Source organism: Streptomyces sp. NPDC002324, from assembly GCF_053593335.1.
Genome location: NZ_JBSFCF010000024.1, coordinates 59,976 through 77,127 on the forward strand (window position 1 = coordinate 59,976; position 17,152 = coordinate 77,127).

At 74.6% G+C, this 17,152-nt stretch carries 15 protein-coding genes and 1 riboswitch; of the genes, 10 read left to right on the top strand and 5 right to left on the bottom strand.

Features of this window, described 5'->3' with window-relative positions; genetic code table 11:
- Positions 1 to 32: 32 nt before the first annotated feature.
- Both ACWCRJ_RS27875 and ACWCRJ_RS27880 read right to left on the bottom strand, forming a co-directional pair.
- Positions 33 to 1,160 (bottom strand): alpha/beta hydrolase, encoded by a 1,128-nt coding sequence (locus tag ACWCRJ_RS27875; RefSeq protein ID WP_450941883.1) that lies wholly within the window; start codon positions 1,158 to 1,160, stop codon positions 33 to 35.
- A 151-nt stretch (positions 1,161 to 1,311) separates the two neighbouring features.
- On the bottom strand, positions 1,312 to 2,052 hold the full coding sequence (locus ACWCRJ_RS27880) for a class II aldolase/adducin family protein (protein ID WP_450941884.1): 741 nt from the start codon (positions 2,050 to 2,052) through the stop codon (positions 1,312 to 1,314).
- Between the two features lie 271 nt (positions 2,053 to 2,323).
- Between ACWCRJ_RS27880 and ACWCRJ_RS27885 the strand changes: the two genes are divergently transcribed.
- Positions 2,324 to 3,574, top strand: coding sequence for an anion permease (locus ACWCRJ_RS27885; RefSeq protein WP_450941885.1), 1,251 nt, complete (start codon positions 2,324 to 2,326; stop codon positions 3,572 to 3,574).
- A gap of 31 nt (positions 3,575 to 3,605) precedes the next feature.
- The gene (locus ACWCRJ_RS27890; RefSeq protein WP_391005313.1) at positions 3,606 to 3,827 is read left to right on the top strand and encodes a hypothetical protein; all 222 of its coding nucleotides are present in this window, start codon (positions 3,606 to 3,608) and stop codon (positions 3,825 to 3,827) included.
- A gap of 113 nt (positions 3,828 to 3,940) precedes the next feature.
- Here the strand turns inward: ACWCRJ_RS27890 and ACWCRJ_RS27895 are convergent, their stop codons facing one another.
- The gene (locus ACWCRJ_RS27895) at positions 3,941 to 4,186 is read right to left on the bottom strand and encodes a hypothetical protein (protein ID WP_450941886.1); all 246 of its coding nucleotides are present in this window, start codon (positions 4,184 to 4,186) and stop codon (positions 3,941 to 3,943) included.
- 335 nt (positions 4,187 to 4,521) lie between these two features.
- Positions 4,522 to 4,675: riboswitch (cobalamin riboswitch) on the top strand.
- Between the two features lie 107 nt (positions 4,676 to 4,782).
- Here ACWCRJ_RS27895 and ACWCRJ_RS27900 point away from each other — a divergent pair.
- The 5 genes from ACWCRJ_RS27900 to ACWCRJ_RS27920 all read left to right on the top strand — a co-directional run bounded on the left by ACWCRJ_RS27900 (position 4,783) and on the right by ACWCRJ_RS27920 (position 11,374).
- On the top strand, positions 4,783 to 5,754 hold the full coding sequence (locus ACWCRJ_RS27900; RefSeq protein WP_450941887.1) for a cobalamin biosynthesis protein: 972 nt from the start codon (positions 4,783 to 4,785) through the stop codon (positions 5,752 to 5,754).
- Positions 5,751 to 7,277: a cobyric acid synthase gene (locus ACWCRJ_RS27905; protein WP_450941888.1), complete on the top strand. Its 1,527-nt coding sequence runs from the start codon at positions 5,751 to 5,753 to the stop codon at positions 7,275 to 7,277. Before ACWCRJ_RS27900 ends, ACWCRJ_RS27905 begins: the two co-directional genes overlap by 4 nt.
- A 79-nt stretch (positions 7,278 to 7,356) precedes the next feature.
- Complete coding sequence (locus ACWCRJ_RS27910) at positions 7,357 to 9,402, top strand: putative cobaltochelatase (protein ID WP_450941889.1); 2,046 nt, start codon at positions 7,357 to 7,359, stop codon at positions 9,400 to 9,402.
- Positions 9,403 to 10,002: a cob(I)yrinic acid a,c-diamide adenosyltransferase gene (gene cobO, locus ACWCRJ_RS27915; protein WP_239753193.1), complete on the top strand. Its 600-nt coding sequence runs from the start codon at positions 9,403 to 9,405 to the stop codon at positions 10,000 to 10,002.
- Positions 10,003 to 10,006: 4 nt separating this feature from the next.
- The gene (locus ACWCRJ_RS27920) at positions 10,007 to 11,374 is read left to right on the top strand and encodes a cobyrinate a,c-diamide synthase (protein WP_450941890.1); all 1,368 of its coding nucleotides are present in this window, start codon (positions 10,007 to 10,009) and stop codon (positions 11,372 to 11,374) included.
- Positions 11,375 to 11,418: 44 nt separating this feature from the next.
- Here the strand turns inward: ACWCRJ_RS27920 and ACWCRJ_RS27925 are convergent, their stop codons facing one another.
- Entirely contained in the window at positions 11,419 to 12,147 is a 729-nt protein-coding gene (locus ACWCRJ_RS27925) for a ZIP family metal transporter (protein WP_450941891.1), read from the bottom strand.
- A 148-nt stretch (positions 12,148 to 12,295) separates the two neighbouring features.
- On the opposite strand from ACWCRJ_RS27925, the gene ACWCRJ_RS27930 reads away from it, so the two are divergent.
- From ACWCRJ_RS27930 to cobC, 3 genes are all read left to right on the top strand, one after another.
- Positions 12,296 to 12,877: a cobalamin biosynthesis protein gene (locus ACWCRJ_RS27930; protein WP_450941892.1), complete on the top strand. Its 582-nt coding sequence runs from the start codon at positions 12,296 to 12,298 to the stop codon at positions 12,875 to 12,877.
- A gap of 100 nt (positions 12,878 to 12,977) precedes the next feature.
- A complete protein-coding gene (locus tag ACWCRJ_RS27935; protein ID WP_450941943.1) occupies positions 12,978 to 13,919 on the top strand; it encodes a sirohydrochlorin chelatase in 942 nt (313 codons plus the stop codon).
- A complete protein-coding gene (gene cobC, locus ACWCRJ_RS27940; RefSeq protein ID WP_450941893.1) occupies positions 13,909 to 15,006 on the top strand; it encodes an Rv2231c family pyridoxal phosphate-dependent protein CobC in 1,098 nt (365 codons plus the stop codon). Before ACWCRJ_RS27935 ends, cobC begins: the two co-directional genes overlap by 11 nt.
- 93 nt (positions 15,007 to 15,099) lie before the next feature.
- On the opposite strand, the gene ACWCRJ_RS27945 is transcribed toward cobC, so the two are convergent.
- Positions 15,100 to 17,031 (bottom strand): DUF2264 domain-containing protein, encoded by a 1,932-nt coding sequence (locus ACWCRJ_RS27945; RefSeq protein ID WP_450941894.1) that lies wholly within the window; start codon positions 17,029 to 17,031, stop codon positions 15,100 to 15,102.
- Positions 17,032 to 17,152: the final 121 nt, after the last annotated feature.

Genomic DNA, 17,152 nt, shown 5'->3' on the forward strand with positions numbered 1-17,152 from the left:
GGTTTCGCGGGGCCCTCGACGAGCCCGGCCGCCTACACCAGGGGGGTGAGGAAGCGGCGGAGGGTTTCCTCGTAGGCCTTCGGGTCGGCGTTCCACATGGCGCCGTGCGGGGCGTGGCGGACCGTGCGCAGGGTGACCCGGTCGGGGCGGAGGGCGGCGAGGCGCCGGGAGGGACCCCAGGGGGCGACGGTGTCGTCGGGACCGTGAAGGAGCAGCGTCGGGGCCCGGAGACCGGAGGGGGCGGTCTCGTGGTCGGCGGGCGCGGCACGCAGTCCGGTGCGCCCCTGCGCGGCGCGGACCGCGAGGGGCAGCAGGGGGCCGGGGGTGCGGCGGGCGGTGGCGAGGGCCCGCAGGGTGGCGGCCCAGTCGAGGACCGGTGAGTCCAGCACGAGTCCGGCCACGCGGTCGCGCAGGGCGGAGCGGGTGGCGGCGTGCAGGGCCATGGTGGCGCCGGTGGACCAGCCGAGCAGGACGACGCGCTCGGCGCCGTACCGCACGGCGTACCTGAGGGCGGCGTCCACGTCGCGCCACTCGGTCTCGCCGAGGTGGTTCAGGCCGTCCGGGGAGCGGGGCGCGCCAGGGTCGCCCCGGTAGGCCGGGGCGAGGACCGGGAAGTGGTGGCGGTGCAGGGCCTCCATGAGGTTCAGGGCGTGTGCGCGGGTGGCGCCGAGACCGTGCACGGCGATCACCCAGGTGTCCCGGGCGGCGGGCACGAACCAGGCGGGCAGGGTGCCGAGTTCGCCGGGGATCTCGACGTCGTCGTGGTCGAGGCCGAGCGCGGTGCGCGGGTCGCCGATGTGGAGGTCCGGGGTGAGCCACACCTTGTCGCCGGGCTCCAAGGTGCCCTGGCTGACACGCTCCAGGCGGCGGACGACCGCGTCGGGGGCGTGCGGGGCGCCGTTCAGCACGCCGCCGACGACCGCGTGGGAGCCGTTGCCGGTGAGGCCGTAGGTGCCGGGGCGCTGGGAGGCGAAGGCCCGGGTCAGCGCGATGCGGCCGGCCGCGGTGGCGTGCACGGTCAGCCGGGGTTCCGTGGGCAGCGGTTCGCCCGGCGGCGCCTTCAGCGCGACGTCACTGGCCAGCCGGCCCGCGGCGACACTGGCCGCGCCGACGGCGAACGCGACCCCGAGGGCCGAAGCTGCCGCTCTCACTCCACGCACGGCTCCAGTGTCCCGGCGGACCGTGCCGGGGGCCAGTGGGCGTGCGTCGGGGGGTGACCATGTGCGTGTCGCGGTGTGCGGGCGCCCGGCCGAGTGGCGGGTGTACGCATCCTGAGGGTGCCCCGGAGGCTCGCCGCCGTCGGTCCGGAGGCTAGCCCGGCTGGCCGTATCCCCTGAGGCGCTCGCCCGTCTCGTTCAGCTGTTCGCGGGTGAGCAGGTGCGGGGTGAGGTGCGGGACGGTGGAGGCCTTCAGCCAGACCTGGCACATCCATTCCAGCTGGGCCGTGCGGTCGTAGGCCTCGTCGAGGGTGCCGCCGCAGGTGATCGTGCCGTGGTTCTGGAGCAGGCAGGCCGTGCGGCCCGTCAGGGCCCGGAGCATGTTCTCGGCCAACTCCGGGGTGCCGTAGGTCGCGTAGGGGGCGACCCGGACGGGTCCGCCGAGGGCGGCGGACATGTAGTGGATCAGCGGCAGCTCGTCCACGAGGGTGGAGACGGCCGTCGCGTGCACGGCGTGGGTGTGGACGACGGCACGGGCGTCGGTCGTGGTGTGGATCGCCAGGTGCATGGGGAGTTCGCTGGTCGGGCGGAGCGTGCCGAGGACCTGCCGGCCGGAGAGGTCGACGCCCGTGACGTCGTCCGGGGTCAGGCGGTCGTACGGCACTCCCGTCGGTGTGACCAGGACGGTGTCCCCCACGCGCACGGACACGTTGCCGGAGGTGCCGACGACCAGACCGTCGGCCACGGTCCGCCGGGCGGTGGCGACGAGTCCGCCCCACGCGCGCGCCACCTCGTCCGGCACACCGCGCCGCCCTCCGTCCCGCACATCCCGCGGATGCCCGCCCACCTCGTCCACGCCTCGCTCGTCCCGGACGTCGCGCCGCTGCTCAGCCATGCCGTGATCCTGCCAGGCACCTCACACAAAGGACGGACGGGCGGCCGGAGGCGGGGCGCGGGAGGCGGGACGAGAGGCGGCCGGACCACGGTATTCCGCCTGCGTTCGAACGTCGGGCCGCCGTCCCGTCGGGCCGGGCCCCGCCGCACGCGCACAAGCGGAAGGGCGGCACCTCATTCACTACACCCACACGCCCGCCCCAGTTCACCTTCCGTTCATCCAGGTTGCCTACGGTCCTCATGCCACTGACGTCCGAAAGAAGCTCAGGTAAATGGAAAACTTCTCGCTGATCCTCGCGATCGTGGTCGTCACCGCGCTTGCGTTCGATTTTACGAACGGTTTCCACGACACCGCCAACGCGATGGCCACCACCATCTCGACAGGCGCCATGAAGCCCAAGGTCGCGGTGGCCATGTCCGCCGTGCTCAACCTTGTCGGCGCGTTCCTTTCCATCGAGGTCGCCAACACCATCTCCAAGGGGCTCGTCGACGAGTCCGGCATACAGCCAGAGGTCATCTTCGCGGCGCTCGTCGGCGCCATCCTCTGGAACCTGTTGACCTGGCTGGTCGGACTCCCCTCCAGCTCCTCGCACGCCCTGATGGGCGGCCTCATCGGCGCCACCATCGCCTCGGTCGGCGTGGGCGCGGTGCACGGGGACGTGCTCGTCACCAAGGTGCTGATCCCGGCCGTCGCCGCCCCGCTGGTCGCCGGTCTCGCGGCGATGCTCGCCACCCGGCTGACGTACAAGCTCGGCGCGCACACCAACGAGAAGGCCTCCGGCAAGGGTTACCGCGCCGGCCAGATCGCCTCCGCCGGCCTGGTCTCGCTGGCCCACGGCACGAACGACGCCCAGAAGACGATGGGCATCATCACGCTGGCCCTGGTGGCCGGCGGCACCCTGGCGCCCGACTCGGACCCGCCGGTGTGGGTCATCGTCTCCGCCGGTACGGCCATCGCGCTCGGCACCTACCTGGGCGGCTGGCGCATCATCCGCACGATGGGCAAGGGCCTGACCGACCTCCAGCCGCAGCAGGGCTTCGCCGCCCAGACCAGCGCGGCCACGGTCATCCTGGCCTCCTCGCACCTCGGCTTCTCGCTCTCCACCACGCACTCGGTCTCCGGTGCGGTGATGGGCGCGGGCCTCGGCCGCAAGGGCGGGGTGGTCCGCTGGTCCACCGCGACCCGGATGTTCGTCGCCTGGGGCCTGACCCTGCCGGCCGCCGCGCTGGTCGCCGCGCTGGCCGAGTGGGTGACGTCCTTCGGCACCTGGGGCACGGCCGTCGTCGCGGTCTTCCTCGTCGCCTCCAGCGCCGCGATCTGGCTGGTCTCCCGCCGCGAGGTGGTCGACCACACCAACGTGAACGACACCGAGGAGCCGCCCGGGGTGGTGACGACGGCGATCGCCGCCGTGACCCCGCCGCCGGTCGGCACCGTGGCCGAGGACCTCACGGCGACCATCCCGGCCCCCGCCGCCGAGACCACGGCACCGGCGAGCACGTCCGCGCCGACGCACGCCGTCTGAGCCCCACGACTCCCTGAGGAAGATCACCACCATGCACATCGACTGGGCAGCTCTCGGCTCCGTCTTCGGAGTCAGCCTCGTGGTCACCGTGGCCCTCGTCGGCCTGTTCACCCTCGGCATCGTCGGCCTCTCCAAGCGGGAGGAGGCGTCGACCCGGGGCGACTCGGTGGCGGCGGCGACCACGGGAGCGTACGTGTGCTTCGCGCTGTGCGCGGGGGCAGTGGCGTACGGAATCTCCCTGATCATGACCTGAGACCGGACATGATCATGACCTGAGACCGGACCTCCCCGGTCTCTCGACAGCTCGACCGGCGACCCCCGACGGCGTACCGCGCCCTCGGGGGTCGCCCGCGTCCCGGGCCGGCGTCAGCGACGCTCCGGCCCGCGGGGCGGGGGCACGACCGGAGCACGGTTCAGGCCCCGGAGCCGCCCCGTGCCCGGGGTGAGACCCGACCACAGGCCCGCGCCGGCGGCGACGAGAACCGTCACCAGCGTCCAGACCGGACCGCGCACCTCACCCGCCGGGACGAGGAGCGCCGCCAGCGCGCCCGCGCCGACGGCCAGCACCCCCATGACCGAACAGAAGAGTGCCCAGGGCGCGGCCTCCGCCACCCACGTTCCGCGCGCGCTCCCGTACCTCGTGCCCGACGAGACCGTCCCGCTCGGCCGATCTTCCACGTGCGCACCTCCCGTCCCCCGGGCGACCCGTCGCGAGGCGCCCGTTCCGGGTCCAACAAGTCCAGCCAGAAAAGCACACCACGCCGTGTGGCGGAAGATGTACACAGAGTTCCGGATGCGGCTCGGACGTCGTACCGCCGTTCCTCGGGGTGTGCCCGGCCGGGCCGTCCGGCGGGAGCGCGGAAAGAGCCGATTCGGGCGTCTGACGGGATTTCGGCGATGTGGGGCTGAGCACACCGTTGCGCCGCAGGTCAACAGCAAGTTGACGGGTCTTCCGGGGGCGTGGTGGACTGCCGGGGCCATGTACGACGGTTGAAGAGGAAGCCGGTGCGAGTCCGGCGCGGTCCCGCCACTGTCACCGGGGAAGCATCTCGAAGCGTCTCCCCGGGAGCCAGGAACTCTCGCCGTCGGTCTCGTCGAACCAGGGCGTGGACACCCTGAGTGAGGACCTATCGCCATGTGCGCCCTGTGCGGCTTCCCTTCGGGGCCCAGCGTCCGGACCCTGCCCGACCCCGTGATCGGCTGAACCGGTGCGTGCCGATCGCGTCTTCGCGTACGGTGCCGCCGTCGGGCTCCTCGGCGATCTGCTGTTCGGCGATCCGCGCCGGGGGCATCCGGTCGCCGCGTTCGGGCGGGCCGCCGGTGCGGCGGAGCGGGTGCTGTGGCGGGACCACCGGGGATGGGGCGCGCTGCACACCGCGGTGTGCGCCGGCGGCGCCGTCGCTCTGGGGGCCGCCGCCTCGGCCGCCGTACGGCCGTCACGGATCGCGTCCGTCGGACTGACCGCCGCCGCCACCTGGGCCGTCGTCGGGGGGACCTCGCTCGGACGGGAGGCGCGAACGATCGCGCGGTTCCTCGACGCGGGCGATGTCGAGGGCGCGCGGGGCCGGTTGCCCCATCTGTGCGGACGGGATCCGCAGGCGCTCGACCCGGACGGGATCGCGCGGGCGGTCGTGGAGTCCGTCGCCGAGAACACGTCCGACGCGGTGGTGGGGGCGCTCGTGTGGGGGGCCGTCGGCGGAGTGCCCGGACTCGTGGGGTTCCGGGCCGTCAACACCTTGGACGCCATGGTCGGGCATCGGTCGCGGCGGTACCGGCGCTACGGGTGGGCCTCCGCGCGGCTGGACGACGTGGCGGGGTGGCCGGGGGCCCGGCTGACCGCCCTGCTGGCCACCGCCGCCGGCGGGGATCCCCGGGGGGCGGTGCGGGCCTGGCGGGCGGACGCGGGCAGGCATCCGAGTCCCAACGCGGGGCCCGTGGAGGCGTCGTTCGCGGGGGCGCTCGGAGTGCGGTTGGGGGGCACGTTGTCGTACGGGGGGCGGGTCGAGCACCGGCCCGTGCTCAATGGGGAGGGACGGGCCGTCGGCGTCGGGGACATCGAACGGGCCGTCCGGCTGTCCCGCAGGGTGAGTTGGCTCGCCCTCGGTGTCAGCGCGGGTGCGGCGATGGTGCGGGGGCGGGTCGCGGGGCGGCCGGCACGGCGGTCGAGGAGTCAGGGATGAGTGGCGGGTTGCTGGTCGCCGGAACCACCTCCGATGCCGGGAAGAGCGTGGTGACCGCCGGGATCTGCCGGTGGCTCGTGCGGCAGGGGGTGAAGGTCGCGCCCTTCAAGGCGCAGAACATGTCGCTCAACTCCTTCGTGACGAAGGAGGGCGCCGAGATCGGACGGGCCCAGGCCATGCAGGCCCAGGCCTGCCGGGTGGAGCCGACCGCGCTCATGAACCCCGTCCTGCTGAAGCCCGGTGGTGAAAGCAGCAGTCAGGTGGTGCTGCTCGGCAAGCCCGTGGGGGAGATGAGTGCGCGCGGGTACCACGGCGGGCGGCAACAGCGGCTGCTCGGGACCGTGCTGGACTGTCTCGCCGAGTTGCGGGGCACGTATGACGCGGTGATCTGTGAGGGGGCCGGTTCCCCCGCCGAGATCAATCTCCGGCGGACCGACATCGTCAACATGGGGATCGCCCGGAACGCCGGGCTCCCCGTGCTCGTCGTCGGCGACATCGACCGCGGTGGGGTCTTCGCGTCCTTCTTCGGGACCGTGGCGCTGCTCTCGCCCGAGGACCAGGCACTCGTCGCCGGGTTTCTCGTCAACAAGTTCCGGGGCGACGTCTCCCTGCTGGAGCCGGGGCTCGACATGCTGCACGGGCTCACCGGCCGGCGGACGTACGGAGTGCTGCCGTTCCGGCACGGGCTCGGGATCGACGAGGAGGACGGGCTGCGCGTCTCGCTGCGCGGGACGGTCCGCGAGTCGAACGTGGCACCGCCCGTCGGGGAGGACGTCCTGCGGGTCGCCGTGTGCGCGGTGCCGCTGATGTCCAACTTCACCGACGTGGACGCCCTCGCCGCCGAACCCGGTGTCGTCGTGCGGTTCGTGGACCGGGCCGAGGAACTGGCCGACGCCGACCTCGTCGTCGTGCCGGGGACCCGGGGGACGGTGCGGGCGCTGGAGTGGCTGCGGGAGCGGGGCCTCGCCGGCGCCCTCGCGCGGCGGGCCGCCGAGGGGCGGCCGGTGCTCGGCGTCTGCGGCGGGTTCCAGGTGCTCGGGGAGCACATCGAGGACGACGTCGAGAGCCGGCGGGGGCACGTCGACGGGCTCGGCCTCCTGCCCGTCCGCGTACGGTTCGCCCGGGAGAAGACGCTCACGCGGCCGGTCGGGGAGGCTCTCGGGGAGCGGGTCGAGGGGTACGAGATCCACCACGGGGTCGCCGAGGTACTGGGCGGGGAGCCTTTCCTGGACGGGTGCCGGGTCGGACAGGTCTGGGGCACGCACTGGCACGGGTCGCTGGAGTCGGACGGGTTCCGGCGGGCCTTTCTGCGGGAGGTGGCGGCAGCCTCCGGGCGCCGTTTCGTACCGGCCGCCGACACGTCCTTCGCCGCGCTGCGCGAGGAGCAGCTGGACCGGCTCGGCGACCTGATCGAGGAACACGCGGACACGGACGCGCTGTGGCGGCTCATCGAGTCGGGCGCGCCGAAGGATCTGCCGTTCGTGCCGCCGGGGGCTCCCGGAGCGCCGGGAGCGTCCGCATGACGGGCACGGGCTCGCTGTTGAACGACCGGCCGGGGGTCAACCGCCCGCGGCCGGAGGGTGACTTGGAGGGCGACGCAAAGTGAGTGTTCCGTTTCCGTTCACGGCCGTCGTCGGCCAGGACGACCTGCGCCTCGCGCTGCTGCTGAACGCGGTGTCGCCGGCGGTCGGCGGTGTGCTGGTGCGCGGCGAGAAGGGCACCGCCAAGAGCACCGCCGTGCGGGCGCTCGCGGCGCTGCTGCCGGAGGTGGAGGTCGTCGCCGGGTGCCGGTTCAGTTGCGATCCCGCGAAGCCGGACCCCGCGTGCCCGGACGGGCCGCACGAACCGGCGTTCGAGACGCGGCCGGCGCGTATGGTCGAGCTGCCCGTCGGCGCCTCCGAGGACCGGCTCGTCGGCGCCCTCGACATCGAACGGGCGCTGTCGGAGGGCGTGAAGGCCTTCGAGCCGGGGCTCCTCGCCGACGCGCACCGGGGGATCCTCTACGTCGACGAGGTCAACCTGCTCCACGACCACCTGGTCGACCTGCTGCTCGACGCGGCGGCGATGGGCGCCTCGTACGTGGAGCGCGAGGGCGTCTCCGTACGTCATGCCGCGCGGTTCCTGCTGGTGGGGACGATGAACCCCGAGGAGGGCGAGCTGCGGCCGCAGTTGCTCGACCGGTTCGGGCTGACCGTGGAGGTCGCGGCCTCGCGGGAGCCGGACCAGCGGGTGGAGGTCGTCCGGCGGCGGCTCGCCTACGACGACGACCCGGCGGGCTTCACGGCCCGTTGGGCGGACGAGGAGGCCGACGTACGGCAACGGGTCGTCGCCGCACGGGAGTTGCTGCCGTCCGTGGTGCTGGGCGACGGGGTGCTGCGGCAGATCGCGGCGACCTGCGCGGCCTTCGAGGTGGACGGGATGCGGGCCGACATCGTGATGGCCCGCACGGCGACCGCGCTGGCCGCGTGGGCCGGGCGGACCGAGGTGCTCGCGGAGGACGTGCGGCAGGCGGCGCTGCTGGCGCTGCCGCACCGGCGGCGACGGAACCCGTTCGACGCGCCGGGGCTCGACGAGGACAAGCTCGACGAGACCCTGGAGGAGTTCGCGGAGCCCCCGCGGGACCCGGAAGACCCGCAGGACCCGCACAACCCTCAGGACGAGGATCCCGATCCCGGTCCCGACGGGCCCGGTGGCGGCGGGCAGCCGCCCTCCTCCGAGCCCGACGGGCCGCAGGGCGGCGACGGCGGAGCGCGACCCGAGAACGGGGAGGGCGTGCCGGCGCAGGCGCCGGCCGCCGGGGAGCAGTCGGCCGTACGGGCCGCCGAGCCCTTTCGTACGAAGGTGCTGAGCGTGCCGGGGCTCGGGGAGGGTGCCGCCGGGCGGCGTTCGCGGGCGCGGACCGAGCACGGGCGCACCACTGGGGCGCGCCGGCCGCGCGGCACGCTGACCAAGCTGCATCTGACGGCGACCGTGCAGGCGGCCGCGCCACACCAGCGGACGCGGGGCCGGTCCGGGCCGGGGCTGGTGGTCCGCCGGGACGATCTGCGGCAGGCGACCCGGGAGGGGCGTGAGGGCAATCTCGTGCTGTTCGTGGTGGACGCCTCCGGGTCGATGGCGGCGCGGCAGCGGATGAGTGCCGTGAAGGGCGCGGTGCTGTCGCTGCTCCTCGACGCCTATCAGCGGCGGGACAAGGTGGGTCTGGTGACCTTCCGGGGGTCGGCGGCCGAGGTGGCCCTGCCGCCGACCTCGTCCGTGGACGCGGCGGCGACCCGGCTGGAGTCGCTGCCGACGGGCGGGCGGACGCCGCTCGCCGCCGGGCTGCTGAAGGCGCACGACGTCCTGCGGGTGGAGCGGCTGCGGGACCCGGTGCGCCGCCCGCTGGTCGTGGTGGTGACCGACGGCCGGGCGACCGGCGGGCCGGAGCCCGTCGCGCTCGCGGAGCGGGCGGCACGGCTGTTCGCGGCCGAGGGGACCGCGTCCGTGGTCGTCGACTGCGAGTCGGGCCATGTCCGGCTGGGACTCGCCGGGCGGCTCGCGGGTGAACTCGGCGGTACGGCGGTGACGTTGGACGAGTTGCGGGCGGACTCGATCGCCGGGCTGGTCAGGGATGTGCAGGGCACGCAGAAGACTTCCAGGAGGGCCGCGTAGATGCCGCAGGGACAGCCGAGTGTCGTACCGGACGACGGACTGACGACACGTCAGCGCCGCAACCGTCCGCTGGTGTTCGTGCACACGGGGATAGGCAAGGGCAAGTCCACCGCCGCGTTCGGGCTCGCGCTGCGCGCCTGGAACCAGGGGTGGCCGATCGGGGTGTTCCAGTTCGTCAAGTCGGCGAAGTGGAAGGTCGGCGAGGAGAACGCGCTGCGGGTGCTCGGGGCGTCCGGCGAGGGCGGGTCCGTCGACTGGCACAAGATGGGCGAGGGCTGGTCGTGGGTGCAGCGTGACGGTCAGATGGACAACGAGGACAAGGCCCGCGAGGGCTGGGAGCAGGTCAAGCGGGACCTGGCGGCCGAGACGTACAAGCTCTACGTGCTGGACGAGTTCGCGTACCCGCTGCACTGGGGGTGGATCGACACCGACGAGGTCGTCGACGTGCTGCGCAACCGGCCCGGGACCCAGCATGTGGTGATCACCGGTCGGAACGCGCCCGAGAAGCTCGTGGACTTCGCGGACCTCGTGACCGACATGTCGAAGGTCAAGCACCCCATGGACGCGGGCCAGAAGGGCCAGCGGGGCATCGAGTGGTGACATCGTGACGTCTCACTCCTCAGTGGCCTCCGTCCCCCGGCTGGTGATCGCCGCGCCCTCTTCACGCAGCGGCAAGACCACCGTGGCCACGGGGCTGATGGCCGCGCTCACCGAGCGGGGGCTCGCCGTGTCCCCGCACAAGGTGGGGCCGGACTACATCGATCCCGGCTACCACGCGCTCGCGAGCGGGCGGGTGGGCCGGAACCTCGACGCGTACCTGTGCGGACCGGACCTGGTCGCGCCGCTGTTCGCGCACGGGGCGCGCGGGTGCGACATCGCCGTCGTCGAGGGCGTGATGGGGATGTACGACGGGGCCTCGGGGCAGGGGGAGCTGGCGTCCACCGCGCATGTGGCGAAGCTGCTGCGGGCGCCGGTGGTGCTGGTCGTGGACGCCTCCTCGCAGTCGCGGTCGGTGGCGGCGCTGGTGCACGGGTTCGCCTCCTGGGACCCCGGGGTGCGGATCGGGGGCGTGATCCTCAACAAGGTCGCCTCCGACCGGCACGAGGAGTTGCTGCGGGACGCCCTGGAGTCGACCGGTGTGCCCGTGCTGGGGGTTCTGCGGCGGGCTCCTCAGGTGGACACGCCGTCCCGGCATCTGGGGCTGGTGCCGGTCGCCGAGCGGCAGGCCGCGGCGGTGGAGGCGGTCGCGGCGATGGCCGCGCAGGTACGGGCGGGGTGCGATCTGCGGGCGCTGGTCGCGCTCGCCCGGAGCGCGGGGCCGTTGTCGGATCCGGCGTGGGAGGCGCCCGTCGTCGACCCCGTGGGCGGACGGCAGGTGGTCGCCGTGGCCGGCGGGCCCGCGTTCACGTTCTCCTATGCCGAGCACGCCGAACTGCTGACCGCCGCCGGTGCCGAGGTCGTCGTCTTCGATCCGCTGCGCGACGAGCAACTCCCCGAAGGGACACGGGGGTTGGTGATCGGGGGCGGGTTCCCCGAGATGTACGCCGCCGAGCTGTCCGCCAACGAGCCGCTGCGCAAGGCGGTCGCCGAGCTGGCGTTCGGCGGGGCTCCGGTGGCCGCCGAGTGCGCCGGCCTGCTCTATCTGTGCCGGGAGCTGGACGGGCGGCCCATGTGCGGGGTGCTCGACGCGACGGCCCGGATGGACGAGCGGCTGACGCTCGGCTACCGGGACGCCGTGGCCGTCGGCGACAGTGTGCTCGCGCCCGCCGGGACCCGGATGCGGGCCCACGAGTTCCACCGGACGGTCGTCGAACCGGGGGCCGGGCCGGCGCCCGCCTGGGGGGTACGGACTCCCGGGCCGCGGGTCGAGGGGTTCGTCCGGCGCGGGGTGCACGCGAGCTATCTGCACACGCACTGGGCGGCCGAGCCCGGTGTCGCCAGACGGTTCGTGGAGAGATGCCGGACGTCATGAGCCGTCGCCCGGCCGGCGCCGCGCACGGCTTCGCGTCCTGCCGCTCACTCCGCCACGCCCACCACCAGCCAGATGAAGGCCGCGCCCGCGATCGTGCACATCAGGGTGGAGCGGGCCGGGTGCGCGTGGTGGGCCTCGGGCAGGATCTCGGCCGCGGCGAGGTAGAGCAGCGCGCCGCCGAAGAAGCCGAGGTAGCAGCCGAGAGGGCCCTCCGGGATCGTGAACAGCAGGGTGGAGGCGGCCCCCACCACCGGGGCGGCCGCGTCGGCGTACAGCATCGCGAGCGCCCGGCGGCGGGCGTTGCCGTACAGGCTCGTGAGTGTGTAGGTGTTGAAGCCGTCCGCGAAGTCGTGGGCGATCACCGCGAGCGCGACCGCGACGCCCATGCCCTCGCCGATCTGGAAGGCCGCGCCGATCGCGACGCCGTCCATGGCGCTGTGCCCGACCATCGCGGCCGCGGCCGTCAGACCCACCTGGGGCGTACGGCCGTTGTGCTCCCCCGCCCCGTGCGCGGCCTGGCGGGCGGCCAGCAGGCGCTCCACGAGGTGGGCCAGGAGGAAACCGGCGACGAACAGCAGCAGCGCGGCCGGTACGCCGAAGACCTCGTCACCGGCGGCCTCCAGCGCCTCGGGGAGCAGGTCGAGGCCGACCACGCCCAGCATCAGGCCGCCGGCCAGGCCCAGCACCAGGTGACGGCGGTCCGTCACCCGTTGTGCCGTCCAGCCGCCGACCAGCGTCATCACGAACGCGCCGAGTGCCACGAAGACCGCCATGCGTCCTTGCTACCGGATGAGCGGGGTCTCCTGGCCGCGGCGCCCCGAACGAGTGAGGAGCGGGGCGGGCGGGCCACGGTCGCGGGCGGGCCGTGGCCGGTGGGGTCCGCGCGGTGGGGTCCCCTCGTGTTCCCCGCGGGGCGCGGCCGTGGCTGACCGGGCGCGTGGCTCCGTCGTCGTGGGGGTGGGCGCCTCCAGGGGCGTGCCGGTGGCGGAGGTCGTCGGGCTGATCGAAGGGGCCCTGCGGGAGGCTGGTCTTCCGTCCGGATCGGTCGCCGCGCTCGCCACCGTGGACACCAAGGCGGACGAACCCGGCGTCGTCCAGGCCGCCGTACGTCTCGGTGTTCCCCTGGTGACCTACTCGGCGCGGGAGTTGGCCGCGGTGCCGGTGCCCCATCCCTCCGACGTGCCCCTCTCCGCCGTGGGCACCCCGTCCGTCGCGGAGGCCGCCGCGCTCGTCGCCGGGGGCGAACTCCTCGTGCCCAAGCGGAAGTCGGCCCCGGCGGACGGACGGCCGGCCGGGGTGACGTGTGCCGTCGCGTCGGCCGGTGCGGGGCGGGGCGCCTCGCCGGCGGACACCTCGCCGCCGGACGGGACGGGCGCTCCGGTGGACCCTGGTTGCGCGGGTCCCGCCACCGGTCGGCATGATGATCATCGTGACGGCGGCCGTGACCGGGGCCCGCAGGGGTACGACGACGGTGACCGCCGCCGCCCCGGCCCCCACACCTGACTCACCGCTCGACCCGCACCCCGCACACGTCCGCCGCATCCGCATCCGCATCCGCATCCGCATCCGCATCCGCATCCGCATCCGCATCCGAGGAGACATCGTGACCACCCCGCCGCCCGCCCTGCTCATCGCCGCCGGTCATGGCACCCGGGACGATGCCGGGGCCGAGGCGTTGCGCGGCTTACTGCGCGAGGTGATGCGCCGTCACCCGGGGCTGCCCGTCGGGGGCGGCCTCGTCGAGCCGTCCGGGTCGTCGCTGGGCGGAGCCGTGGACGAGCTGGTGGAGCGGGGGGTACGGCGGTTCGTCGTGATCCCGCTGACGTCGGAGCCCACCGGGCGGGCCGGGAGGGACCTGACGGCGGCGCTGGCCCTCGCCCAGGAGCGGCACCCGGGGATCGGATACACCTGCGGCCGGCCACCGGGCCCGCACCCGACGCTGCTGAACCTCCTGGAGCGGCGGGCCGAGGAGGCGCTGGGGTCGCCCGCGCCCCGGATGCCGGGCGACCGTGCCGAGGTGACCGTGCTGCTCGTGGGGCACGGGTCCACCGACGCCGGGGCCAACGCCGAGGTGCACAGGGCCGCCCGGCTGCTGTGGGAGGGGCGCGGCTACGCGGGCGTCGAGACGGCGTTCGGGTCGCTGGCGGCGCCGGACGTGCCGAGCGGTCTCGACCGGTGCGTGAGGCTTGGCGCGCGGCGCGTCGTGGTGCTGCCGTACTTCCCGCTCGCGGGCGGACCGGCGGAACGCGTGCGGCAGCAGACCGAGGGCTGGGCTGCCGCCCGTCCGGAGATCGGGGTACGGTCGGCCGATGTCATCGGACCGGAGCCGGAGCTGCTCGACCTGGTCGTGCAGCGGTACCGGGAGGCGCTGGAGGGCGACTCACACATGAACCGCGCATCCCGCGAACCCTCCGTCGACGCCGTCCCGTCCGGCGCCGGGAGCATCACGGGACTGCCTCGGCAGCCTCGCGTCCAGCCGGACGAGGGCGGGCACCACGGCCATGATCATCACCACCGGGGACACGCGAACTCCCATGCACACTGAATCCGGCACCGAGAACGGCCACGCCCCCCGGCACCCGGGGCACGACCTCCGGCATCACGGTGACGCCGAGGTGCGCGACGACGGGGCGCGACTCGTCGATCTCGCCGTGAACGTCCGGGCCGGCACCCCGCCCGACTGGCTGCGGGAGCGGATAGCCGGGTCGCTGACCGGGCTGGCCGCCTACCCCGACGGGCGGACCGCACGGGAGGCGGTGGCGGCCCGGCACGGGCTGCCCGCGGACCGGGTGCTGCTCACGGCGGGTGCCGCCGAGGCGTTCGTGCTGTTCGCCCGCGCCCTGAAGGTCCGTCGGCCCGTGGTCGTGCACCCGCAGTTCACGGAACCCGAGGCCGCACTGCGGGACGCCGGGCACGCGGTGGACCGGGTGCTGCTGCGGGCGTCGGACGGCTTCCGGCTGGACCCGGCGGCCGTGCCCGAGGACGCGGACCTGGTCGTCATCGGCAATCCGACCAACCCGACGTCGGTGCTGCACCCGGCGGCCTCCGTCGCCCGACTGGCCCGGCCGGGGCGGACACTGGTGGTCGACGAGGCGTTCATGGACGCGGTGCCCGGGGAGCGTGAGGCGCTGGCCGGGCGGACGGACGTGCCCGGCCTCGTCGTCCTGCGCAGCCTCACCAAGACCTGGGGCCTGGCGGGCCTGCGGATCGGGTACGTCCTCGCCGCCCCCGGGACGATCACCGAGCTGGAGCGGGCGCAGCCCCTGTGGCCGGTGTCGACGCCCGCCCTCGCGGCGGCCGAGGCGTGTATGTCGGACCGGGCGCTCGCGGAGGCCGCCGACGCGGCCTGCCGGATCGCCGCCGACCGGGACCATCTGGTCGCCGGGCTCCGGGAGTTCGCCCCCGACGGGCTGGTCGTGGCCGAGCCCGCCGAGGGCCCGTTCGTGCTGATGCGGCTGCCCCGCGCGACCGCCGTACGACGGCATCTGCGCAGCCTCGGCTACGCCGTCCGGCGGGGCGACACCTTCCCGGGGCTGGACGAGGAGTGGCTGCGCCTGGCGGTCCGCGACCGGGTCACGGTCAACGGTTTCCTCCAGGCGCTGGACCGGGCGATGACGCTGGCGGACCGCTGAGCGAAAGGGCCCGACGGTCCGTCCGCGGACCGTCGAGCGCCTTCCTCCGGGCCGAGGAACCCGCCGCGCGGAGCCTGCGGCCCGATCAGCGGGTCACGTCGGTTGCTGTCCCCGAGGAAGTGGCAGCGCCTGTGTCCCGTACGGAAGTTCGTCGCGGCGGATCCGCTCCCGGGTGCCGTCCGGGAAGCGGAGGTCCACGTCTCCGTGGGCATCGACCGTCGCCCTCGCCCCGGTGTGCGGGGTGCGCGGGTCGCCGCTGAGCATGACGAGGGTGACCAGGACCGGCCCGCTCCCGCCGGGCCCTTCCAGTACGGGTGTCGCCGAGTGGTGCCCGTACGCGTTCGCACCGACGGCTCGCACCACGGCTCCGGGCCGGTCGCCCCAGCCGTACAGGCCCACGATCGCGCTGGTCAGGCCGTCCGCGCGGCGGGCCAGCGCCCAGCCCGGCCCCGACTCCCCCGCGGGCGGCCCGCCGTCCTCGGCCACGGCCCAGCCCCCTTCCCGTACGGGTGCGCCGGCCGGGGCGTCGACTCGGTGCACCCTGATCTCCCAGGGGCCGTGCACCACGCTGACCGTCTCGATGCCGTGGCCGTACCGGGAAGCGGCGCGCCGGCCTTCGGCGCCCAGGGGGTGGATACGGCCGCGTGGGGAGGGCGTGCCGTCGGGTGCGAGCAGGGCGAGATGGTTGTCGGGGCCGGTCCGCGGGGTGGCCGGGGTCTGCGGTGCCGTGGCGCTGGAGTAGGCGAGCCGGGCGTAGTGCGGGCTGTCGTCGGCGGTCGCGGGCGGGGGCGGCAGCCGGTCGCTGCCGTGGTTGACGAGCCGTACGAGCCCGTCGGCGGCGGTGGTGTGCAACAGCCAGCCGGGGCCGGGCAGGGCGAGCGTGGTGTCGGCCGTGTCGACGGGCGCGGGTTCCTCGGGCGCGCTCCACACGGGGTGGCTCTCGGGCAGGAGGAGACCGAGGAACGCCTTGCTCGCCCAGTACGGGGAGGCGGGGCCCGAGTAGCGTTGGGTGACGGGGAGGAAGGGCCGGTACCAGCCGAGCGTGAGCAGGCCCCGCTCGTCGGGCACGCCCCGTTCCGCGAAGTGCTTCAGGGCGCCGGAGGCGAGCCTGCGGGTGCGGCCGGGCGGCAGGGGCGTGGCGTCGGCGAGGGCTCCCGCCCACAGCGGGGCGGCGGTCGCGAAGCGGTAGGTGAGCGAGCGGCCCTGGTGCACCGGTGCCCCGTCGGCGCCGAAGAAGTGCTGGTGGGCTCCGAGGAACTCACGCAGCCGCCCGCGATGCCGGGCCACCGCCGCCGGGTCCGCGCGCGGACCCGCGATCCGCGCCCACAGCACCGGATACAGGTGCAGTGCCCAGCCGTTGTAGTAGTCGAACTTCCGTCCGTCGCCGTCGGTGTACCAGCCGCCGCCCCGGTACCAGTCCTCCAGCCGGGCGAGCCCCGCGTCGATCTCGGCGCGGCTGTGCGGGGCGCCGACCGAGGCGAGGAACTCCTCGGTGATCACCTGGAAGAGCCGCCAGTTGGAGTCGTTGACGTCGGCTCCGACGAATCCGCCCAGCCAGTCGGCGATCCGCCCGCGTACGGCGTCGTCGAGGTGGTCCCACAGCCACGGGCGGGTCTCGTGCAGGGCGATCGCGATCGACGCGGCCTCCACCATGGGCTGCGACCGGTCCGTGATCGCCGGCCACCGTTCGGCGCCGTGCGGGTCGGTCCCGGCGGCGAGCCCGGCCGCGTACCGCTCGATCAGGGCGGGCCCGACCCGCCCCGCCGAGCCGGCGATCCGGAAGGCGGCGAGCAGGAAGGACCGCGCGAACCCCTCCAGCCCGTCGGACAGCGGCCCCGAGTGACTGGCCCGACCGGGCAGCCGGTACTGGGCCAGCCCCGGCGACGCGTACGGCAGCAGCCCGTCGAGCAGCCGGTCGGCGAGCGCCTCCCAGTGGGCGCGGGTCCAGCCGGTGAGGGGGGAGAGCACGTGGTCGGCCGGGGGGAGCGCCGAGTGAGCGGCGAGTGGCACCTGCTGCGCGGTCATACGGGCGTGATTCCTCCGTGAGTCGTGGACAGAGAGCGGTGCGGCGCGCCCCGACGGGGGCGCGGGGAACTACGTGACCGGCCACGCCTCACCCGCACACGTTCTACGGCCCTGCCGGCTT